Genomic DNA, 17,895 nt, shown 5'->3' on the forward strand with positions numbered 1-17,895 from the left:
CCCCGACCATCACGGTCGGGGGTTGTTTGCATTCGAAACCAACACCCACACAACAGTATTCGCCGCTCTCGTTGAACTGAACGCGCAGGCATCGACACCTGCACCCCCAGTCCCATCATTCGCTAGACGGGCCGCCCGTCCAGCCACCCCCGGCCGCGAACGCGCGCGCACTCGCCACACGCGAGCACAACAGCGACACCACACCGCGCGCACCCGACAAACGCGCGCGCGTTTGCGGGTCGCCGAACAGAACCAAACCCCAAGAAGTCGACTACTGCGATCGAAGCTTGGCGACCAAGCGTCAGTCGGCTCACTCGACACCTGGAATCTGCACATGCGCTCCCATTCGCGAGGCGCGCGCAGAATCGTCATCGATGTCGTCAGCGTTCGACAAACGCGCTCGCATTCGCGAGAGAGGCCGGGCACAGGACGGTCGAGTCGTCAGCGATGAAAACGTCAGGGGCGCAGCGCACTGCACCTGCCGAGCCCATCGATCGGGTGGATCAGGCGTGAACGGATTCGGCCTCGTCGGCGGAAACCTTCACGTCCTTGGGGCTCGCCAGAACAGTTTCTGCGGATCGTCCGCGAAGGGTTACTCGATCACCGAATTCCCAGCGGTCCGCTTCGTTTGTGGCAGCACCGTCTACCGCTGTCTTGGAAGCGAGTATCGCACCGGGAGCGTTCTTGGCCAGTTCCGACAGTCGCGCAGCCTCGTTGACCGGATCGCCGATGACGGTGTACTCGAATCTCGACTTTGCTCCCACATTGCCGGCAACGGCTCGGCCGGCTGCAACGCCGACGGCTGCGCTGCACTCGGGTACTTCGACCAGCAATCGGCGGGCAATGGCACGTGCGGCAGAGAGTGCCGATCCGCAGTGATCCGGAATGTCGTTCGGTGCTCCGAAGATGGCGAGCGCCGCGTCGCCCTCGAACTTGTTGATAAAGCCGCCGTGTTCGTCCACCTCGTCGACGACGACGGCGAAGAAGCGGTTGAGCAGGTCAACAACCTCGGTCGGTGGTCGTGATGCGGCCAGTTCGGTCGAGCCCACCAGGTCGATGAAGAACACTGCGATATCGCGCTCCTGGCCCCCGAGTTCACTCTCGGACTGCAGTGCCTTCTCGGCTACCTCGTGTCCGACGTGTCGTCCGAACAGGTCGCGGATCTTCTCTCGATCGCGCACACCGTCGGCCATCCGGTTGAAACCGCTCTGCAGTTCGCCGAGCTCGGTGCCGTCGTACACCGCGAGTCGGACATCCATGTTGCCCTTCTCGACTTCGGCCATGCCCGCCCGCACGTTGTTGATGGGGGAGGTGGTCGCGAAACCGCCCAGGACGGTCAGGGCGAATCCGAAGACGATGGTGATGCCGCCGAGCGCGAGGATGGACACAGCGAGCTGGTTTGCACTGGTCTCGGGTCGAAGGAAGCGGAACACCGCGATCATCATCAGGCCGGAGACCGGAACGCCGGTTCCCAACAACCACGACAGGATGGAACGTCCCATGACTCCGGCGATCCGGATGCGCCGTGGGTCACCTGCTTGCAGGGCACGAGCCGCGATGGGTCGCAGAGCGAACTCACTGAGCAGGTAGCTGAAGGCGCACACGACCGTACCGCCCGCGGCGATGGTGAACGCCACCTTCGGGATCGCCTGGGGGTCGATGATGCCGTCGATCGTCGTGAGCAGAATCAGTCCACCCGTCCACAGCGCAACCTGCATGCGCGTCAGGCGCCAGGGCATGGCCAGCGTCGCGACCTGCTCGGATCGGGTGGGCTCGCGATCCTCTATGCCCCACCGCAGACTGCTGAGCGCGCGTGTGGTGCCCCAGACGACACCGACCAGGAATGCCAGAAAGACGTACACCGGGACGACGATGAAGTTGACCCACCAGTAGTACTTCATGTCCAGAACGTCCGGGCCTGGAACGACCACACTGATCAGAACGCCGACGATCACGGCGCCGATCAAGTTCGACAGGACCAGGAACACTGTCAGCAACAGCTGGATTCGGATCCGGCGTCGGCGTGGCGATTCGGTGGTGTCTCCGAGGAGCCGGGAACCCAGCGGAGCGGCAGATCGTCTGAATTGGGGCATGGTGGTCACAGAGTAACGGCCGTGCTGCCTTATGGTGGTCGAGTGCGTTTAGTTATTGCTCGTTGCCAAGTGGACTACATCGGCCGCCTCACCGCACATCTCCCTTCCGCTCGACGCCTGCTGCTCGTCAAGTCCGACGGATCGGTCAGTGTGCACGCGGACGACAGGGCGTACAAGCCCCTCAACTGGATGTCTCCGCCCTGTTGGATGGTCGAGACCACCGAGGACGAGACCATCAAATGGGTGGTCACCAACAAGGCGGGCGAAGAACTCCGCATCACGATCGACGACGTCGAACTCGATTCAAGTCATGAACTGGGTATCGATCCAGGGTTGGTCAAGGACGGTGTCGAGGCTCATCTGCAGGAGTTGCTGGCCGAACATGTCAACACCCTCGGTGAGGGGTACACCCTGGTGCGGCGCGAATACATGACGGCCATCGGACCGGTGGATCTGTTGTGCCGCAACGCAGATGGTGGCACTGTCGCTGTCGAGATCAAGCGTCGCGGTGAGATCGACGGTGTGGAGCAGTTGACTCGGTACCTGGAACTGCTCAACCGCGACCCGTTGCTGGCACCGGTCAGCGGTGTGTTCGCCGCACAGGTCATCAAGCCGCAGGCGAAGACTCTGGCCACTGATCGCGGTATTCGTTGTCTGACACTCGACTACGACGTTCTCCGCGGCACCGACAGTACCGAGTTCCGACTCTTCTGACGTCTGTCTGCTGTACCGGCACGATTCTCTACACTGGATGCGTGCCTCGACGCAATCAGCCCCGCAAAGCGAGTCGGAGTGGTCCGAGCAGTCTCGGCCCGGCCACCGATTCCGTCCTGGGCGGCAATCGCGTCGAGGTGGGTCCTGACGGGGACACGTACACGACGCGGATGATTCCCGGTGCCAAGGCCGTCAAGACCTACCGTTGCCCAGGCTGCGATCACGAGGTACGGCCAGGGGTCGCCCACATCGTGGCGTGGCCGTCGGACGACTTCGGGGGAGCCGACAACCGCAGACATTGGCACACCGGGTGTTGGAGCGGCAGAAACACGCGAGGCCTCACCCGTAGATGGTCCTAGCGGGGGAGGCCGAGCGTGTGCTGCGAAGTCAGGACGCCGAGTCGGCGGATTCCTTCTCTTCGTCGTTGTCCTTCTCGGCCTTCGCCGCAGCCTTCTCTTCTTCTTTCTTGAGGATGGCCGTCGGGTCGGGGTTGTCCAGCAACTCGCTTTCGCGGTTGACCGAGGCCAGCATGGCCGGTACCGAATCGAGCTGGCCCCGGATACCCAGTAGCTGAGCGAGGACGCGACTTCGCAGCACGCGCAGCTCCTCGGCCAATTCCTTCGAGTGCGCGATGCGCCGCTCGGCCTGCTCGCTCGCGGACTGCAACCGGCGTGCGGCCTCGGTCGTCGCCTCTTCGATACGGCGAGCAGCATCGGCCTTGCTCGACGCTTCCAGTTCTTCGAGCGCGGTGAGCACCTTGGTGCGGCGCTCGGCCATCGTGATCTCGAAGTCTTCCTGAACCTCGGCGCGCTTGGCCTCGGACTCGGCAGCCAGCTTGTCGCGCTCTGCCTGTGCGGCCTCGACGACGCGCGCAGCCTCGGTGCGTGCCTGCGCCATGGTCTGCTCGTGCTCGGTTTCGAGTGCCGTGCGGCGCTCCTCGAGTTCTGCGACCAACGATTCGTGACGGCTTCGCAGGCGAGTGCTCTCCTGCTGCGCAACCGAGATCATCTCCTCGGACTCCGCGTGCGCCTTCGCGCGAACCTCGGAGGCCTCGTCCGACGCAAGTCGCAACATGCGGGAGATGCGATCGCTCATGCCTTCCGCGGTGGTCGGCGGCACCGAGAGACGGTCGATGTCCTTGCGCAGTTCGTCGATCTCGTCGCGAGCGTCGTCGAGTTGCTTGGCCAGATCACGCGCCTGTGCCGCGGCGGCATCACGGTCGGCCGTCGTCAGCCGTAATTCGGCGTCGAATCGCTCGAAGTAGTTGGTGACTTCGTCGCGATCGAACCCCTTCCGAACGATGGAAAAGGGAAGTTGCACCGTGGAAGTGCGTTCATGATCGATGGCCATGGCCGTCAATTTACCGGTGAGTCAAGTGGAGAGCCATACGGCGTAATCACCGAGTTCGGTCAGTGCGCGTTGTGGTTCGGTTCGACCAGTTCGATCAGTACTCCGCCTGCGTCCTTGGGGTGGACGAAGTTGATACGCGAATCGGCCGTACCGCGGCGGGGGGCGTCGTAGAGCAACCGAACGCCGCGAGCGCGCAACTCGGAGGAGATCTCCTCGATGTCGGTGACCCGATACGCCAACTGTTGGAGTCCGGGGCCGTTTCGATCGATGAACTTCGCGATGGTCGAGGATTCGTCGATGGGCGCGAGCAACTGCAGTGCTGCCGACTTTTCGCCTGCCCCGGGGAACGAGAGCATCGCCTCGCGCACGCCCTGTTCCTCGTTGACTTCCTCGTGCATCGCAACCATCCCCAGGTGGTCGGTGTACCAGGCGATTGCGGCATCGAGATCGGGTACCGCGACACCGACGTGGTCGATAGCCGTCACCAGGTCGGAGCGGAGTGGGGCGCCCGTGTAAGACTGCGTGCTGGAGGTCATGGACAAGACGTTATCGTCAGCTGCGTCCCGGTGTTCCGCCAGGCTGGTATCGGTAGGGAGCCTGGCGAGCGTTGATCTCCACAAGGCCGTCTTCACACTTTCGGAGGAAATCGTGACCACAACAGTCATCGTCGCCGGTGCTCGTACGCCCGTCGGGCGCTTCTCGGGTGCGCTCAAGGACTTCTCGGGTTCCGACCTCGGCGGATTTGCCATCAAGGGCGCACTCGAGAAGGCCGGCGTCGCTCCGGATCAGGTCGACTACGTCATCATGGGCCAGGTCCTCACTGCGGGTGCCGGGCAGATCCCGGCGCGTCAGGCCGCCGTCGCTGCAGGTATCCCGATGACCGTTCCGGCCCTGACCATCAACAAGGTCTGTCTCTCCGGCGTCGACGCCATCGCGCTCGCTGATCAGCTCATCCGCGCGGGGGAATTCGAGATCGTCGTGGCCGGCGGCCAGGAATCGATGACCCAGGCACCGCACATGCTGGAGAAGTCGCGGGCGGGATTCAAGTACGGCGATGTCACCATGCGCGACCACCTCGCATACGACGGCTTGTACGACATCTTCACCGATCAGGCCATGGGTGCGCTCACCGAGCAGCGCAATCAGAGCTCGGAGGCGATCAGCCGTGAGGAGCAGGACACCTTCGCGGCCGGATCGCATCAGAAGGCTGCCGCGGCGTGGAAGAACGGGGTCTTCGACAACGAGGTAGTGCCCGTGTCGATTCCGCAGCGCAAGGGTGAGCCCATCCAGTTCACTGCCGACGAAGGAATCCGGGCCGACACCACGGTGGATTCCCTCGGCAAGCTTCGCCCCGCGTTCGACAAGGCGGGCACGGTCACTGCCGGATCCGCGTCGCAGATTTCCGACGGTGCCGCCGCCGTCGTCGTGATGAGCAAGGACAAGGCCGAGTCGCTCGGATTGACCTGGCTCGCCGAGATCGGCGCGCACGGTGTGGTGGCCGGCCCCGACTCCACCCTGCAGTCGCAGCCCGCTCGCGCCATCGCCAAGGCCTGCGCGAAGGAAGGCATCGACCCGAAGGACCTCGACGTCGTCGAGATCAACGAGGCATTCGCGGCGGTCGGAATCGCGTCGACGCGTGAGCTCGGCATCGATCCGGAAATCGTCAACGTCAACGGCGGGGCGATTTCGATCGGCCATCCCCTCGGAATGTCGGGCGCTCGCATCGCACTGCACCTGGCTCTCGAGCTGCAGCGGCGCGGTGGCGGAGTGGGTGCCGCAGCATTGTGCGGCGGCGGCGGACAGGGCGACGCGCTCATCGTTCGAGTCCCGAAAAGCTGAGTCGGTAGTGGCTCCGGTCCGATGAGACCAGAGCCACTACGTTCTGTCGTAGCAAACCGGGCACAATAGCGGGCATGACGAATTTCTTCGACCTGAGCAGCACGGCCAAACGCTTCCGTTTCATTGCCGTGCTCGAAGCGTTCACCTGGCTCGGACTACTGGTCGGCATGGCGTTCAAGTACCTGCCGGCCGACGGCAACGAAATCGGCGTGAAGATCTTCGGGCCCATCCACGGTGCGGTGTTCATCGTGTACCTTGCCGTTGCCGTTCTGACGGCCGTCAAGCTGAAGTGGGACGTCAAGGCCACGCTGCTGGCGCTGGTCGCGGCATTTCCGCCGTTCGGAACCGTGGTCTTCGAGATCTGGGCCGTGCGTACCGGACGCCTTGCCGAGCTGAGCACCGGCCGACCCGCTGCCGACGCGAAGGTTCTGTCCTGACCGCCCGCCAGTGGATGACGCATCGCGTTAGTGACAAACTGTAGGGCGTGACTCGACCCGGTTCCCGTCCTCCTGTCCGCCCGTCGGCCGCCGTCCCCGCATCCATTGCCGGAGCCGTCGACCTGTCCGTTCTCAAGGACCGTCCGGCACCTGCTCCCGCTGCCGAAGCCAGTGGCGATGCGGGAGGGTTGGCTCCGATCGTCGACGTGACCACGGCCAATTTCGAAGCCGAGGTTCTGCAGCGATCGATGCAGGTACCGGTCATCGTCGACCTGGGATCGGCTCGGTCGCCGCAGTCCCAGGCGTTGACGCGTCAGCTCGGGCAACTTGCCGTCGAGGCCGGCGGCACGTGGGTACATGCTCGCGTCGATGTCGACTCCAATCCGCAGATCGCGCAGGCATTCGGAGTGCAGGCCATTCCTACGGTGGTTGCCGTCGCGGGTGGGCAACCGCTTGCCGATTTCCAGGGCACGCAATCCGACGAGCAGTTGCGTCAGTGGCTGCAGGCCGTCGAGCAGGCAACCGCCGGAAAGCTGTCCGGTCCACCCGGGTCGGCTCCCGCCGCCGAACCGGAACCGGAGGTCGAGGACCCGCGCATCGTCGCTGCGGAAGAGGCGATCGACGAGGGGGACTTCGACAAGGCAGCGGCGGCGTATCAGGCCATCATCGACGCCGAGCCGAAGAACACCGACGCCGTCGCCGCGCTGCGTCAGGTCAAGTTCTTGGCTCGGGTGCAGAACGTTGCACCCGATGCCGTCGAGGTGGCCGACGCCGATCCCAATAATGTCCAGGCCCGCATCGATGCGGCCGACGCGGAGATGGCCGGGCAGCAGCCGGAACAGGCTTTCGCACGGCTCATCGACGGAATCAAGATCAGTGCAGGGGACGACCGCACGGCCCTGCGTACCCGCCTACTGGAGCTGTTCGAGTTGTTCGACGCCGCCGATCCTCTGGTGGTCTCGGCGCGTCGTAAACTCGCGTCCGCTCTGTACTGAATCCCTCAGCTGTAGCGCGAATCGCACAGGGGTTTGCCGCCGAGAACTCCCGAGCGGAAAGCGTCGACTCGGGAGAAGCCGGACGGCAGCGTCGTTCCGTTGACGTCGCTGGCGGCCAATCCGTCGCTGAGCAGACCGGAGACGGCTTCGTCGAGATCGCCGGGGGAGAGCCGGATTTCGAGAGCGGCCTCGTTGGATTCGGCGCTCAACGCTGCGGTGATGACCCCGGACAGGCATGCGGATCGAAGTGCGGTCTGAGGGTCGTCGAGCGTCTGGCCCGCTTCCTTCTGTACTGCGAGGGTGTAGCGAGACGCGAACAATACGTACGCGCTGTAGTCACCGGATACGTTGAGTGGCAGGATGTCTCCGCGCTGAGGTGTCTCGGGTTGCCCTATTTCGGCCAGGTCCTCCACATCGACACCGATGGTGTTGCTCGACGGGCAGTACGACACCGGAGTGGTGGCCTCGGCGTCCGTGCACCCGGTGTCCGATCCCGAGAAGTCCACGGTCGGGGGATCGGCGACGGGAAGCGCCGTCTCGAACGATCGCGTGAATGCGCCCAGGGAGTCCTCGGTGACCGGTAGCTCGCCGGAATCGTCGGCGCTGTCGAACTTCTGCGGCAACGACGCTCGGCGTGAATCGATTTCGGTCTCGTCGATGCGTGTGCAGGCAGCTGCACCGTCGGTGAACCCGATCTGCACGGCGGTCACTCGCTCGAATGCGGACCCGTGTACCGATTCGGGATCGTTGGGGTCCACGTCGCGCACCGCGACAGTCGCCGCGAGAACACCGTTGAGCCCATCCGAGGTGTTGATGGTGAAGTGCGGCGAATCGCCCTCTGCGACATGGCGGATGAATGCGCCGGCGAAACAGTCGGCTTGCTGCTCGGCCACGATGGTCGGGGTGTCGTCGCCGACGAGTCCCGACTGATGCTGGATCGCGTGGCCGTATTCGTGCGCGATCACCATGACCACCGACATCGGCCCGAACGCGTCGACCAACGCCGGAAGCAGAATGGTGCGGTCCCACCCGATCGAGTCGTCGCGGGTGCAGTACGCGGCATTGGGGACTCCACCGGTTCTGTCTCCACAGAACCGGATGCCGGATCCCTCGTCCTCCGACGCATCCCACGAGGTCAATGTCGAGACCGGAGTGAACGAGCCCTTGAACAAGGCCGGATACTGCTCGGCCCAGAACTGCTGGATGTCGTCGATCGCGTTGGTTGCCAAGATGTCCGAGTCGGTGCCTTCGGCGTTCTCGACGGCGATGGTCGAATCCGGCACTCCCGGACGCGGTCCGCTCGGTCCGCTGGTGACCGGAAGGCCGGCGACCGTGAACGGATTCTCGTAGATCGACACTGCATTACCGCCGACGGTGGCGGCGCACGATGTCAACAGTAGTAACCCTGCAGTAGCGGCCGCAGCCAGAAGTCGTGGTCTGCGGCCGCCGGTCATCTACTGCTCCAATTTGATCCAGATCGCCCCGTTGGCGGGAAGTGCAACCTGGCCTGATGCCGGTCGACCGTGCCACGAGTGCGATGTTGCCGTCACTTCACCCAGGTTGCCCATTCCGGAGCCGCCGTACTCCGTTGCATCGGTGTTGAGGATCTCGATCCAACGGCCTGGTTCCGGTAGTCCCACACGATAGCTGCCGTGCTCGGAACCGGAGAAGTTGAAAATACACGCGACAACCGAACCGTCGGAGCCGTACCGCAGAAAGCTGAGCACGTTGTTCTCGGTGTCGTTGGCGTCGATCCACGAGTAGCCACTGGGCGAGGTGTCCAGCGTCCACAGTGCCGGATGCGACCGGTACGTCGAGTTCAGATCTGCGACAAGCGATTTCACACCTCGGTGCAACGGCTCCTCGTCGATCTGGTACCAGTCCAGGCCTCGCTCCTCGGACCATTCGCGAGTCTGACCGAACTCCTGGCCCATGAACAGCAACTGCTTGCCCGGATGTGCCCACATGTAGGCGAGCATTCCGCGCAGCCCTGCGGCCTTGGCGTAGTCGTCCCCGGGCATGCGGGTCCACAGCGTGCCCTTGCCGTGCACCACCTCGTCGTGGCTGATGGGCAGCAGGTAGTTCTCGCTCCACGCGTAGACGAGCGAGAACGTGATCTCGTGGTGGTGGTAGCTGCGGTGGATGGGATCGCGCCCGACGAAGCCGAGGGTGTCGTGCATCCACCCCATGTTCCACTTCATGTTGAACCCGAGCCCGCCTACGTTCGTCGGGCGAGTGACGCCGGGCCACGCGGTCGACTCCTCGGCGACGGTGACGACTCCGCGGTGCTTCTTGTGCACCGTGGCGTTCATCTCCTGCAGGAAGGACACGGCTTCGAGGTTTTCTCGGCCACCGTAGATGTTGGGCGACCAGCCACCCTCGGGGCGCGAGTAGTCCAGGTACAGCATCGAGGCGACGGCGTCGACGCGCAGTCCGTCGATGTGGAATTCGTCGATCCAGTAGAGCGCGTTCGCGACCAGAAAGTTGCGGACCTCGCGTCGGCCGAAGTCGAAAACCAGCGTGCCCCAGTCGAGTTGCTCGCCTCGCTGCGGGTCTCCGTGCTCGTAGAGCGGCCCACCGTCGAAGCGGGCGAGGGCCCATTCGTCCTTGGGGAAGTGAGCGGGGACCCAGTCGACGATGACGCCGATGCCGGCGCTGTGCAGGTGATCGACGAAGAACCGGAAGTCGTCCGGACTGCCGAACCTGGACGTCGGTGCGTAGTAGGACGTCACCTGATAGCCCCAGGATCCGCCGAAGGGGTGCTCGGCGACTGGGAGCAACTCCACGTGAGTGAAGCCGGTCTCGATGATGTACTCGGCCAGTTGCTCGGCCAGCTCCCGGTAACCCAGGCCCGGTCGCCACGACGCCAGATGGATCTCGTAGACGCTCATCGGAGCCTGCGTGGGTTCGATGCCGGCTCGGGTGTCGAGCCATTTTTCGTCGTTCCAGGTGTACGTCGACGCGGTCACGACCGACGCGGTGGACGGGGGAACCTCGGTGGCGAAGGCCATCGGGTCGGCCTTGTCCTTCACCGAACCGTCGGAGCCGTGGACGCGGAACTTGTACAGGGCACCGGGTTCGATGTTCGGGACGAACAGCTCCCAGACTCCGGTGGAGCCGAGGACGCGCATCGGCCAACTGCGGCCGGTCCACCCGTCGAAGTCGCCCACCAGCGTGACGCCCTGGGCGGCAGGGGCCCACACCGCGAACGAGGTGCCGGTGACGGGACCGTCGGGAGTGGCGTACGACTGCTGGTGCGCTCCGAGGATGTCCCACAGACGCTCGTGGCGACCTTCGCCGAACAGGTGCAGGTCGAGTTCACCGAGAGTCGGTAGGAACCGGTACCCGTCGGCAGATTCGGACACGTGCCCACCTGGCCAGGTGACCACGAGCCGGTAATCGATCAGGTCCTCGACCGGCACCAGCGCAGAGAAGAGGCCGTGGGCGACGTGGGTCAGCTCGTGATCGACGCCCCCGACGCGCGCGATCACTTTCTCCGCGTCGGGCTTCAGCGCACGAATCGCTGTTCCGCCGGGCACGGGGTGCGCGCCGAGCACGGAATGCGGGTTGTAGTGCCGACCAGCGGCGAGAAGATCGAGGTCGTTGTCGGACGGGGCTGCGACGGTGTCTTCGGGCGTCGTCGGATTCTTGGTCACGTTGAATCCACTCACTTTCGGTTGCCGCGGTAGGCCAGTTCGATTCGTGCCGGATAGGGAATGTGGGGGAGCGTGAATATGTGCGCCACCGAGGTCCAGGGCTCGAGTCGGACGAAGTTGGTGTGGCCCCAGTCGTAATGGACGCCGCTCACCTCGTCCTTGATCGTCAGGGTGTCCTGCCAGTCGTGACCGAGTGCGGGCATGTCCAGGTGGACGGTGCCCTCTTCGGCTCCGAACGGGTTGAGGTTGATGACCACCAACACCGAGTCGCCGGTCTGCGGATCGAACTTGGAGTATGCGATCAGCGCTTCGTTGTCGATCGTGTGGAAATGGATGTTGCGCAGTTGCTGCAGTGCCGGATGGGCACGGCGAATGGAATTGAGGGTGGTGATCCACGGCTCCAGCGATTCACCGCGGGCGAGCGCACCCTCGAAGTCGCGTGGTCGCAACTGGTACTTCTCGGAGTCCAGATACTCTTCGCTGCCCTCGCGTACGGCCTGATGTTCGTACAGCTCGTACCCGGAGTACACGCCCCACGTCGGAGCCAGTGTCGCGGCCAGAGCTGCTCGCAGAGCGAACATTCCGGGTCCACCGTGTTGCAGGCTCTCGTGCAGGATGTCCGGGGTGTTGACGAACAGGTTCGGACGCGCGTCGTCGGCGCGTCGGGCATGCTCCTCGGCGAACTCGGTCAGCTCCCACTTCGCGGTACGCCACGTGAAGTATGTGTACGACTGCGTGAACCCACGTTGCGCGAGACCGTACATGCGTACCGGCCGGGTGAACGCCTCGGCCAGGAACAGCACGTCCGGATCGGTCTTCTTGACCTCGGCGATGAGCCACTCCCAGAAGTCCGGTGGCTTGGTGTGTGGATTGTCGACTCGGAAAATCTTGACACCCAACGAGATCCAGTATCGGACCACGCGTAGCACTTCCTCGTAGATGCCACGACGGTCGTTGTCGAAATTGACCGGGTAGATGTCCTGGTACTTCTTCGGCGGATTCTCGGCGTACGCGATGGTGCCGTCCGGCAACACGGTGAACCACTCGGAATGTGTTGCAGCCCATGGATGATCCGGAGCGGCCTGCAGGGCAAGATCGAGCGCCACTTCGAGGCCGTGCTCCCGCGAGGCGTCGACGAACGCACGGAAGTCGTCCTCGGTTCCCAGCTCGGGATGGATCGCGTCGTGCCCGCCGTCCTTGGATCCGATCGCCCACGGCGAACCGACGTCCTCGGGGCCCGGAGTCAACGTGTTGTTCGGGCCCTTGCGGTTGATCGTGCCGATCGGGTGGATCGGAGGCAGGTAGACGATGTCGAAGCCCATGCGCGCGATGCGCGGCAACTGCTCGATGGATGTCGCGAACGTGCCGTGCCGCGGTGATCCGTCCTCGTTCCACCCGCCCGTGGAGCGCGGGAAGAACTCGTACCAGGCACCGTTGAGGGCCAGGTTTCGGTCGACCCACACGTTCACTGCCCGCGATCTGGTCACCAGCTCGCGCAGCGGGTGCTGGAACAGCAGTTCGGTGACCGACGATGCGAACGCCGAGGACACGCGCGCGGGCAGCGGGCGGTCGGTGTCGCGCAGGCCGGCGGCGACGTCGGCGAGCAGCTGCCTGCTCTCCGCAGGAACGCCGGTGGCAGCGCGGAGGAACAGGCGCGCCCCGATCTCGAGGTCGTTGGCGAGTTCGTGGGCGCTCTGGCCCACTCCGAGCTTCGCCTCGACGGCGTGGCGCCAGGTGCTGATCGGATCGCTCCACGCCTCGATACGGCAGATCCAGTAGCCGGGCCGGGAAGGGACGAACACCGCGTCGAACGTGTCCGGCTCGTGGCCGGGCGTCATCGGGATACGTTCGAGCTTGCCTCCCGGTCCACGCACCGACAGCGTCGCGGCCACCGCGTCGTGACCCTCGCGCCAGACGTCGGCGGAAACTGGAAACGTCTCGCCCACCACCGCTTTCGCGGGGTATTTCCCGGTCGTCGTATCTGGAAGGACATTGTCGATACCAAGTCGACCTGTCACTTCACACTCCATTCTTCGTTAGAGGTATGGCTGCGCGGGCGCAACCTCTGATCGAACCGATATTTGGTGTGCTTCTACTCGTCAACCGTAGTGCAGCAGCGCAGATGGCGCGTGCGCCGACGCATACTGACCGCGACGGGCGCACGAGGAAATTTTCGCCGAGCGCCCCATCGACACAGGTATCCGTGGGTAGGGTTCGGCTCTGTGAAAGCCTTGCGTCGATTCACCGTCCGAGCCCACCTTCCCGCCCGTCTGAATGCCCTCGCCGAGCTGTCGACAAACCTCAGGTGGTCGTGGCATTCGGCCACGCAGGATCTTTTCGAGCACATCGATCCGCTGCTGTGGACCGAACTCGAACGCGATCCGGTGGCCGTGCTCGGTGCCGTCGCACCCGGACGGCTCGAAGAACTCGCCGAAGACGCATCGTTCCTGGCCGAACTGGACGCCGCCGAGGCGGATCTACACGACTACCTCGCCCGACCTCTCTGGTACCAGAACGAGCTCGCCGAGGGGAGAGCTCTGCCGTCGGGCATCGGTTACTTCTCGATGGAGTTCGGGGTCACCGAGGTACTGCCGAACTACTCGGGTGGGCTCGGCATTCTGGCCGGCGACCACCTCAAGGCGGCGTCGGATCTCGGGCTACCGCTGATCGGCGTCGGACTGCTCTACCGCTCGGGGTACTTCCGGCAATCGCTGACGGCCGACGGCTGGCAGGCCGAGCGTTACCCGTCCCTGGACCCGCACGGTCTGCCGCTACGACTGCTCACGGACGACAACGACTCACCGGTGTTGATACACGTGTCGATGCCGGGATCGCGCGTGCTGCGGGCCCGCGTGTGGATCGCTCAGGTGGGACGCGTTCCGCTGCTGCTGCTCGATTCCGACATCGCCGACAACGATCCCGAGCTCAGAGGAGTCACCGACCGCCTGTACGGCGGCGATCAGGACCACCGCATCAAGCAGGAGATCCTCGCCGGAATCGGCGGAGTACGCGCGATCAGGGCCTACACGCTCGCGCACGGACTGCCCGATCCCGAGGTGTTCCATATGAACGAGGGCCACGCCGGCTTCCTCGGGGTCGAACGCATCCGTGAACTCGTCACCGGTAGCGGGTTGGATTTCGATTCGGCGTTGGCCGCCGTCCGGGCGGGCACAGTGTTCACCACCCACACCCCGGTGCCTGCCGGCATCGACAGGTTCCCCGCCGATCTGGTGCGGCACTACTTCGGCGGTAGCGACGGTGCACCGGACTCGGCCCTGTTGCCGGGATTGCCGATGAGCCGAATTCTGGCGCTGGGCGGCGAGAGTGATCCGTCGGTGTTCAACATGGCACACATGGGCCTTCGCTTGGGGCAGCGCGCCAACGGAGTGTCGAAGCTGCACGGAATCGTCAGCCGCGAGATGTTCAACGGCCTGTGGCAAGGATTCGACGCGTCGGAGGTGCCGATCGGATCGGTGACCAACGGTGTCCATGCGCCGACGTGGGCGGCGCGGGAATGGGCCGAGGGGGAGACCGACGGGCCGTTGTCCTCGGAACAGGTGTGGTCCACTCGAAACGCGTTGCGCGCGCAGTTGGTGGACGAGGTGCGCCGAAGGGTGCGCCGTTCGGCTCTCGAGCGGGGGTCGACCGAGGCCGAGATAAGCTGGACTGCAAATGTTTTCGACCCCGACGTGTTGACCGTCGGCTTTGCTCGACGCGTACCGACGTACAAGCGTCTGACGCTCATGCTGCGCGAACCCGAGCGATTGCGGGCGATGTTGCTCGATCCCGCCCGCCCGGTTCAGCTGGTGGTAGCCGGAAAATCGCACCCGGCCGACGACGGTGGAAAGGCGCTCATTCAGCAGATCGTCAAGTTCGCCGACGAGGCCGATGTGCGACACCGCATCGTGTTCCTACCCGACTACGACATGTCCATGGCTCGCTTTCTGTACTGGGGATGCGATGTGTGGCTTAACAATCCGCTGCGACCCCTCGAGGCCTGCGGTACGTCCGGAATGAAGTCGGCGCTCAACGGCGGCCTCAACCTGTCGATTCGCGACGGATGGTGGGACGAGATGTACGACGGCGAAAACGGGTGGGCGATCCCGACGGCCGACGGCATCACCGACGACAATCGTCGCGACGATCTCGAAGCCGCTGCCCTCTACGAATTGCTCGAGCAGGCGGTGCTACCGAAATTCTACGATCGAGGGGAGGACGGTGTGCCGGCTCGCTGGATCGAGATGGTGCGGCACACACTGGAACAGCTGGGACCGAAAGTGTTGGCATCGCGGATGGTTCAGGACTACACGCTCGGCTACTACGCACCCGCTGCGCACTCCGCCCGCGCTGTGTCGGCCGACGGCTACCACGGCGCGAAGGATGTCGCGTCGTATCGCGGCCGCGTCGAGCAGGCGTGGCGCAACGTGAAAGTCACCCGAGTCGACAGCGAGGGATTGCCGGACACACCCGTCATCGGTGCCGAATTGTCGCTGCGCGCCATCGTCGATCTCGGCGGTATGGAACCGGGTGCCGTCGTGGTGCAGGCCGTGGTGGGACGGGTCGACGAGGGTGAGGACCTCAGCGATATCCACACCACCGAGATGTCGCACGTGGGCAGCGAGGGCGGCGAGCACGTGTACGCGGGCGAAACGCGACTGCCGCACAGTGGAGCGGTGGGCTACACGGTGCGGGTGTTGCCGCGGCACCACGGGCTTGCCTCCGATGCCGAGCTCGGTTTGGTGTCGACGCCGTAGGGAGCAGCTACTTTCCGGCCAGGCGGGTGAGGGCCTTGCGGACCACCTCCGGGTCGGAGGTCTCCCAGAACGGCGGCAAGGACGCGCGCAGGTAACCGCCGTAGCGAGCGGTGGCCAATCGCGAATCGAGCACCGCCACAACGCCTTTGTCGTCCACGCTGCGGAGCAACCGCCCGACGCCCTGGGCGAGCAGCAGAGCGGCATGGTTGGCGGCGACGGCGAGAAAGCCGTTGCCGCCGCGGGATTCGACGGCCTGCTGCCGAGCCACCAGTAGTGGATCGTCGGGCCGGGGGAACGGAATGCGGTCCAGGATCACCAGGCTCAGCGACGGGCCGGGTACGTCGACGCCCTGCCACAGCGACAGCGTCCCGAACAGTGAGGTGGCCTCGTCGTCGGCGAACTTCTGCACCAGTGCACCGGTGGAATCGTCACCCTGGCACAGGATCGGGGTGTCGAGGCGCTCCCGCATCTCCTCTGCGGCAGCTTTCGCGGCGCGCATCGACGAGAACAGCCCCAGCGTCCGACCACCGGCAGCCTCGACGAGCGATGCGATCTCGTCGAGCGAGGACTTGGACAGGCCGTCGCGTCCGGGCGGAGACAGATGTTTGGCGATGTACATGATGCCGGCGCGAGCGTGATCGAACGGCGAGCCGACGTCCAACGAATTCCAGCGAATGGATCCGTTGTCCGAGGGTGGTTCCACTCCCGACGCCATGGCGGTGTCACTGCGGGAGGGTTTCTCTGCGGGCAGGCCCCAATTGACGGCCAGGCCGTCGAAGGATCCGCCGACGGTGAGCGTCGCCGAGGTCAGCACCACGGTGGATTCGGCGAACAACCGTGCCCGCAGCAACCCGCCCACCGAGAGCGGAGCAATGCGAACGGTGCGTTTGACGTTTCCTCGGAAATCGTCGACGGCGTGCCAGACGACGTCCTTGCGCTTGGCTGGATCGGGCTCGTCGAAGGCAGTGAGGACTCGTACGGCGCTGTCGTGCACCTCGTCGACTGCCACGAGTGCTGCGCTTCGGGCCGCGGCGGCCTCGGGATCGCTGCCCGCCATGCCCTGTTTGTTCGGTCCGATCGCGGTGCGCACGGCCCAGGCGGCGTCACGGACGGACGCCAGAGCCGGTCCGACGCCGTCGGGTAGGGACTGCCATCGACCGGCCGGCAGTTCGTCCAGGATCGCGGCCCAGTTCTCGGCAGCTCCTTCGAGCTGATCGACGGTCTCTTCCTCGATGAGCTTGGCGCTACGGCGTGCGGCCGCGGTGACGGTGGCAGCCGAAAGCTCTTCTGTGGCAACGCCGGTCACTCGGTCGACCAATTCGTGGGCTTCGTCGACGACCACGACGTCGTGTTCGGGCAGAATCTGAATTCCGGTGATCGCGTCGATCGCGAGCAGTGCGTGGTTGGTCACGACCACGTCGACCTGCGCGGCCTCGGTGCGGGCACGCTCGGCGAAGCAGTCCTCGCCGACGGGGCATCGTGATTTGCCGAGGCATTCGCGGGCGGTGACGCTGACCTGACGCCAGGCCTGGTCGCTCACGCCGGGCACCACGTCGTCGCGATCTCCCGTTTCGGTCTCCGAGGACCACTTCGTCAGCCGGACCACCTCGCGGCCCATCCGCGAAACGGCGAACGGGTCGAACAATTCCGCGTCCGGTGCCTCCTGTGCGGCCCCGGTATGAATTTTGTTCATGCACAGATAGTTGTTGCGGCCCTTGAGGATCGCGAACTTCGGACGCCGACCCACAGCCTCGGTGAGTGCATCGGACAGGCGTGGAAGGTCGCGGTCGACCAACTGTCGCTGCAGCGCGATCGTGGCCGTCGAGACGATGACGGTCTTCCCCGATTCGACCGCATGCCTGATGCTGGGCACGAGGTACGCGAGGGACTTGCCGGTGCCCGTGCCCGCTTGTACCGCGAGATGTTCACCGGTGTCGATCGAATGCGCCACGGCAGAGGCCATCGTCAGCTGATTGCTGCGTTCCTTGCCGCCGAGCGAGTGCACCGCAACCTGCAGGAGAGCGGGAACGGTGGGCAACTCGGTCTTCGACGGCACC

13 protein-coding genes are annotated in these 17,895 nt (G+C 64.8%); 6 read left to right on the top strand and 7 right to left on the bottom strand.

Features of this window, described 5'->3' with window-relative positions; genetic code table 11:
* Positions 1–503: 503 nt before the first annotated feature.
* Positions 504–2,093, bottom strand: a complete 1,590-nt coding sequence (locus tag QM588_RS22010) for an adenylate/guanylate cyclase domain-containing protein (RefSeq protein WP_283316542.1) — start codon at positions 2,091–2,093, stop codon at positions 504–506.
* A gap of 42 nt (positions 2,094–2,135) precedes the next feature.
* Here QM588_RS22010 and nucS point away from each other — a divergent pair, with 42 nt between their 5' ends.
* Positions 2,136–2,807, top strand: coding sequence for an endonuclease NucS (nucS, locus tag QM588_RS22015; protein WP_027497682.1), 672 nt, complete (start codon positions 2,136–2,138; stop codon positions 2,805–2,807).
* A 41-nt stretch (positions 2,808–2,848) separates the two neighbouring features.
* Positions 2,849–3,166: an ATP/GTP-binding protein gene (locus QM588_RS22020; protein ID WP_072692233.1), complete on the top strand. Its 318-nt coding sequence runs from the start codon at positions 2,849–2,851 to the stop codon at positions 3,164–3,166.
* Positions 3,167–3,194: 28 nt separating this feature from the next.
* Here QM588_RS22020 and QM588_RS22025 read toward each other — a convergent pair whose 3' ends face one another.
* Together QM588_RS22025 and mce are read right to left on the bottom strand one after the other, a co-directional pair.
* Positions 3,195–4,157 carry a hypothetical protein gene (locus QM588_RS22025; RefSeq protein WP_027497681.1) on the bottom strand — a complete coding sequence of 321 codons (963 nt, stop codon included), beginning with the start codon at positions 4,155–4,157 and terminating at the stop codon, positions 3,195–3,197.
* Between the two features lie 59 nt (positions 4,158–4,216).
* Positions 4,217–4,693, bottom strand: coding sequence for a methylmalonyl-CoA epimerase (mce, locus tag QM588_RS22030; protein WP_283316549.1), 477 nt, complete (start codon positions 4,691–4,693; stop codon positions 4,217–4,219).
* 112 nt (positions 4,694–4,805) lie between these two features.
* On the opposite strand from mce, the gene QM588_RS22035 reads away from it, so the two are divergent.
* The 3 genes from QM588_RS22035 (at position 4,806) to QM588_RS22045 (ending at position 7,428) form a co-directional block, all read left to right on the top strand.
* A complete protein-coding gene (locus tag QM588_RS22035) occupies positions 4,806–5,996 on the top strand; it encodes an acetyl-CoA C-acetyltransferase (RefSeq protein WP_283316552.1) in 1,191 nt (396 codons plus the stop codon).
* 65 nt (positions 5,997–6,061) lie between these two features.
* Positions 6,062–6,433: a DUF3817 domain-containing protein gene (locus tag QM588_RS22040; protein ID WP_179274403.1), complete on the top strand. Its 372-nt coding sequence runs from the start codon at positions 6,062–6,064 to the stop codon at positions 6,431–6,433.
* Between the two features lie 47 nt (positions 6,434–6,480).
* Positions 6,481–7,428, top strand: a complete 948-nt coding sequence (locus QM588_RS22045; protein ID WP_230597322.1) for a tetratricopeptide repeat protein — start codon at positions 6,481–6,483, stop codon at positions 7,426–7,428.
* 5 nt (positions 7,429–7,433) lie between these two features.
* Here the strand turns inward: QM588_RS22045 and QM588_RS22050 are convergent, their stop codons facing one another.
* The 3 genes from QM588_RS22050 to QM588_RS22060 are packed head-to-tail and all read right to left on the bottom strand — an operon-like array spanning position 7,434 to position 13,102.
* Positions 7,434–8,882, bottom strand: coding sequence for a metallopeptidase (locus tag QM588_RS22050; protein WP_283316556.1), 1,449 nt, complete (start codon positions 8,880–8,882; stop codon positions 7,434–7,436).
* Positions 8,883–11,084 carry a 1,4-alpha-glucan branching protein GlgB gene (gene glgB / locus QM588_RS22055; protein ID WP_032368540.1) on the bottom strand — a complete coding sequence of 734 codons (2,202 nt, stop codon included), beginning with the start codon at positions 11,082–11,084 and terminating at the stop codon, positions 8,883–8,885. It abuts the gene before it with no gap.
* Between the two features lie 11 nt (positions 11,085–11,095).
* Entirely contained in the window at positions 11,096–13,102 is a 2,007-nt protein-coding gene (locus QM588_RS22060; protein ID WP_283316558.1) for a maltotransferase domain-containing protein, read from the bottom strand.
* Between the two features lie 204 nt (positions 13,103–13,306).
* Between QM588_RS22060 and glgP the strand changes: the two genes are divergently transcribed.
* Positions 13,307–15,838, top strand: coding sequence for an alpha-glucan family phosphorylase (gene glgP / locus QM588_RS22065; protein ID WP_283316560.1), 2,532 nt, complete (start codon positions 13,307–13,309; stop codon positions 15,836–15,838).
* A gap of 7 nt (positions 15,839–15,845) precedes the next feature.
* Here glgP and QM588_RS22070 read toward each other — a convergent pair whose 3' ends face one another.
* A complete protein-coding gene (locus QM588_RS22070; protein ID WP_283316562.1) occupies positions 15,846–17,894 on the bottom strand; it encodes an ATP-dependent DNA helicase in 2,049 nt (682 codons plus the stop codon).
* Position 17,895: the final 1 nt, after the last annotated feature.

Origin of the sequence: Rhodococcus sp. IEGM 1354 (assembly GCF_030056855.1) — a bacterium.
In the GTDB taxonomy this organism is placed as follows: domain Bacteria; phylum Actinomycetota; class Actinomycetes; order Mycobacteriales; family Mycobacteriaceae; genus Rhodococcoides.

Excerpts from the sequence above, each read along its gene's own strand:
- QM588_RS22025 (WP_027497681.1), bottom strand. The coding sequence starts at position 4,157 with ATGGCCATCGATCATGAACGCACTTCCACGGTGCAACTTCCCTTTTCC.
- QM588_RS22050 (WP_283316556.1), bottom strand. The coding sequence starts at position 8,882 with ATGACCGGCGGCCGCAGACCACGACTTCTGGCTGCGGCCGCTACTGCA.
- QM588_RS22010 (WP_283316542.1), bottom strand. The coding sequence starts at position 2,093 with ATGCCCCAATTCAGACGATCTGCCGCTCCGCTGGGTTCCCGGCTCCTC.
- mce (WP_283316549.1), bottom strand. The coding sequence starts at position 4,693 with ATGACCTCCAGCACGCAGTCTTACACGGGCGCCCCACTCCGCTCCGAC.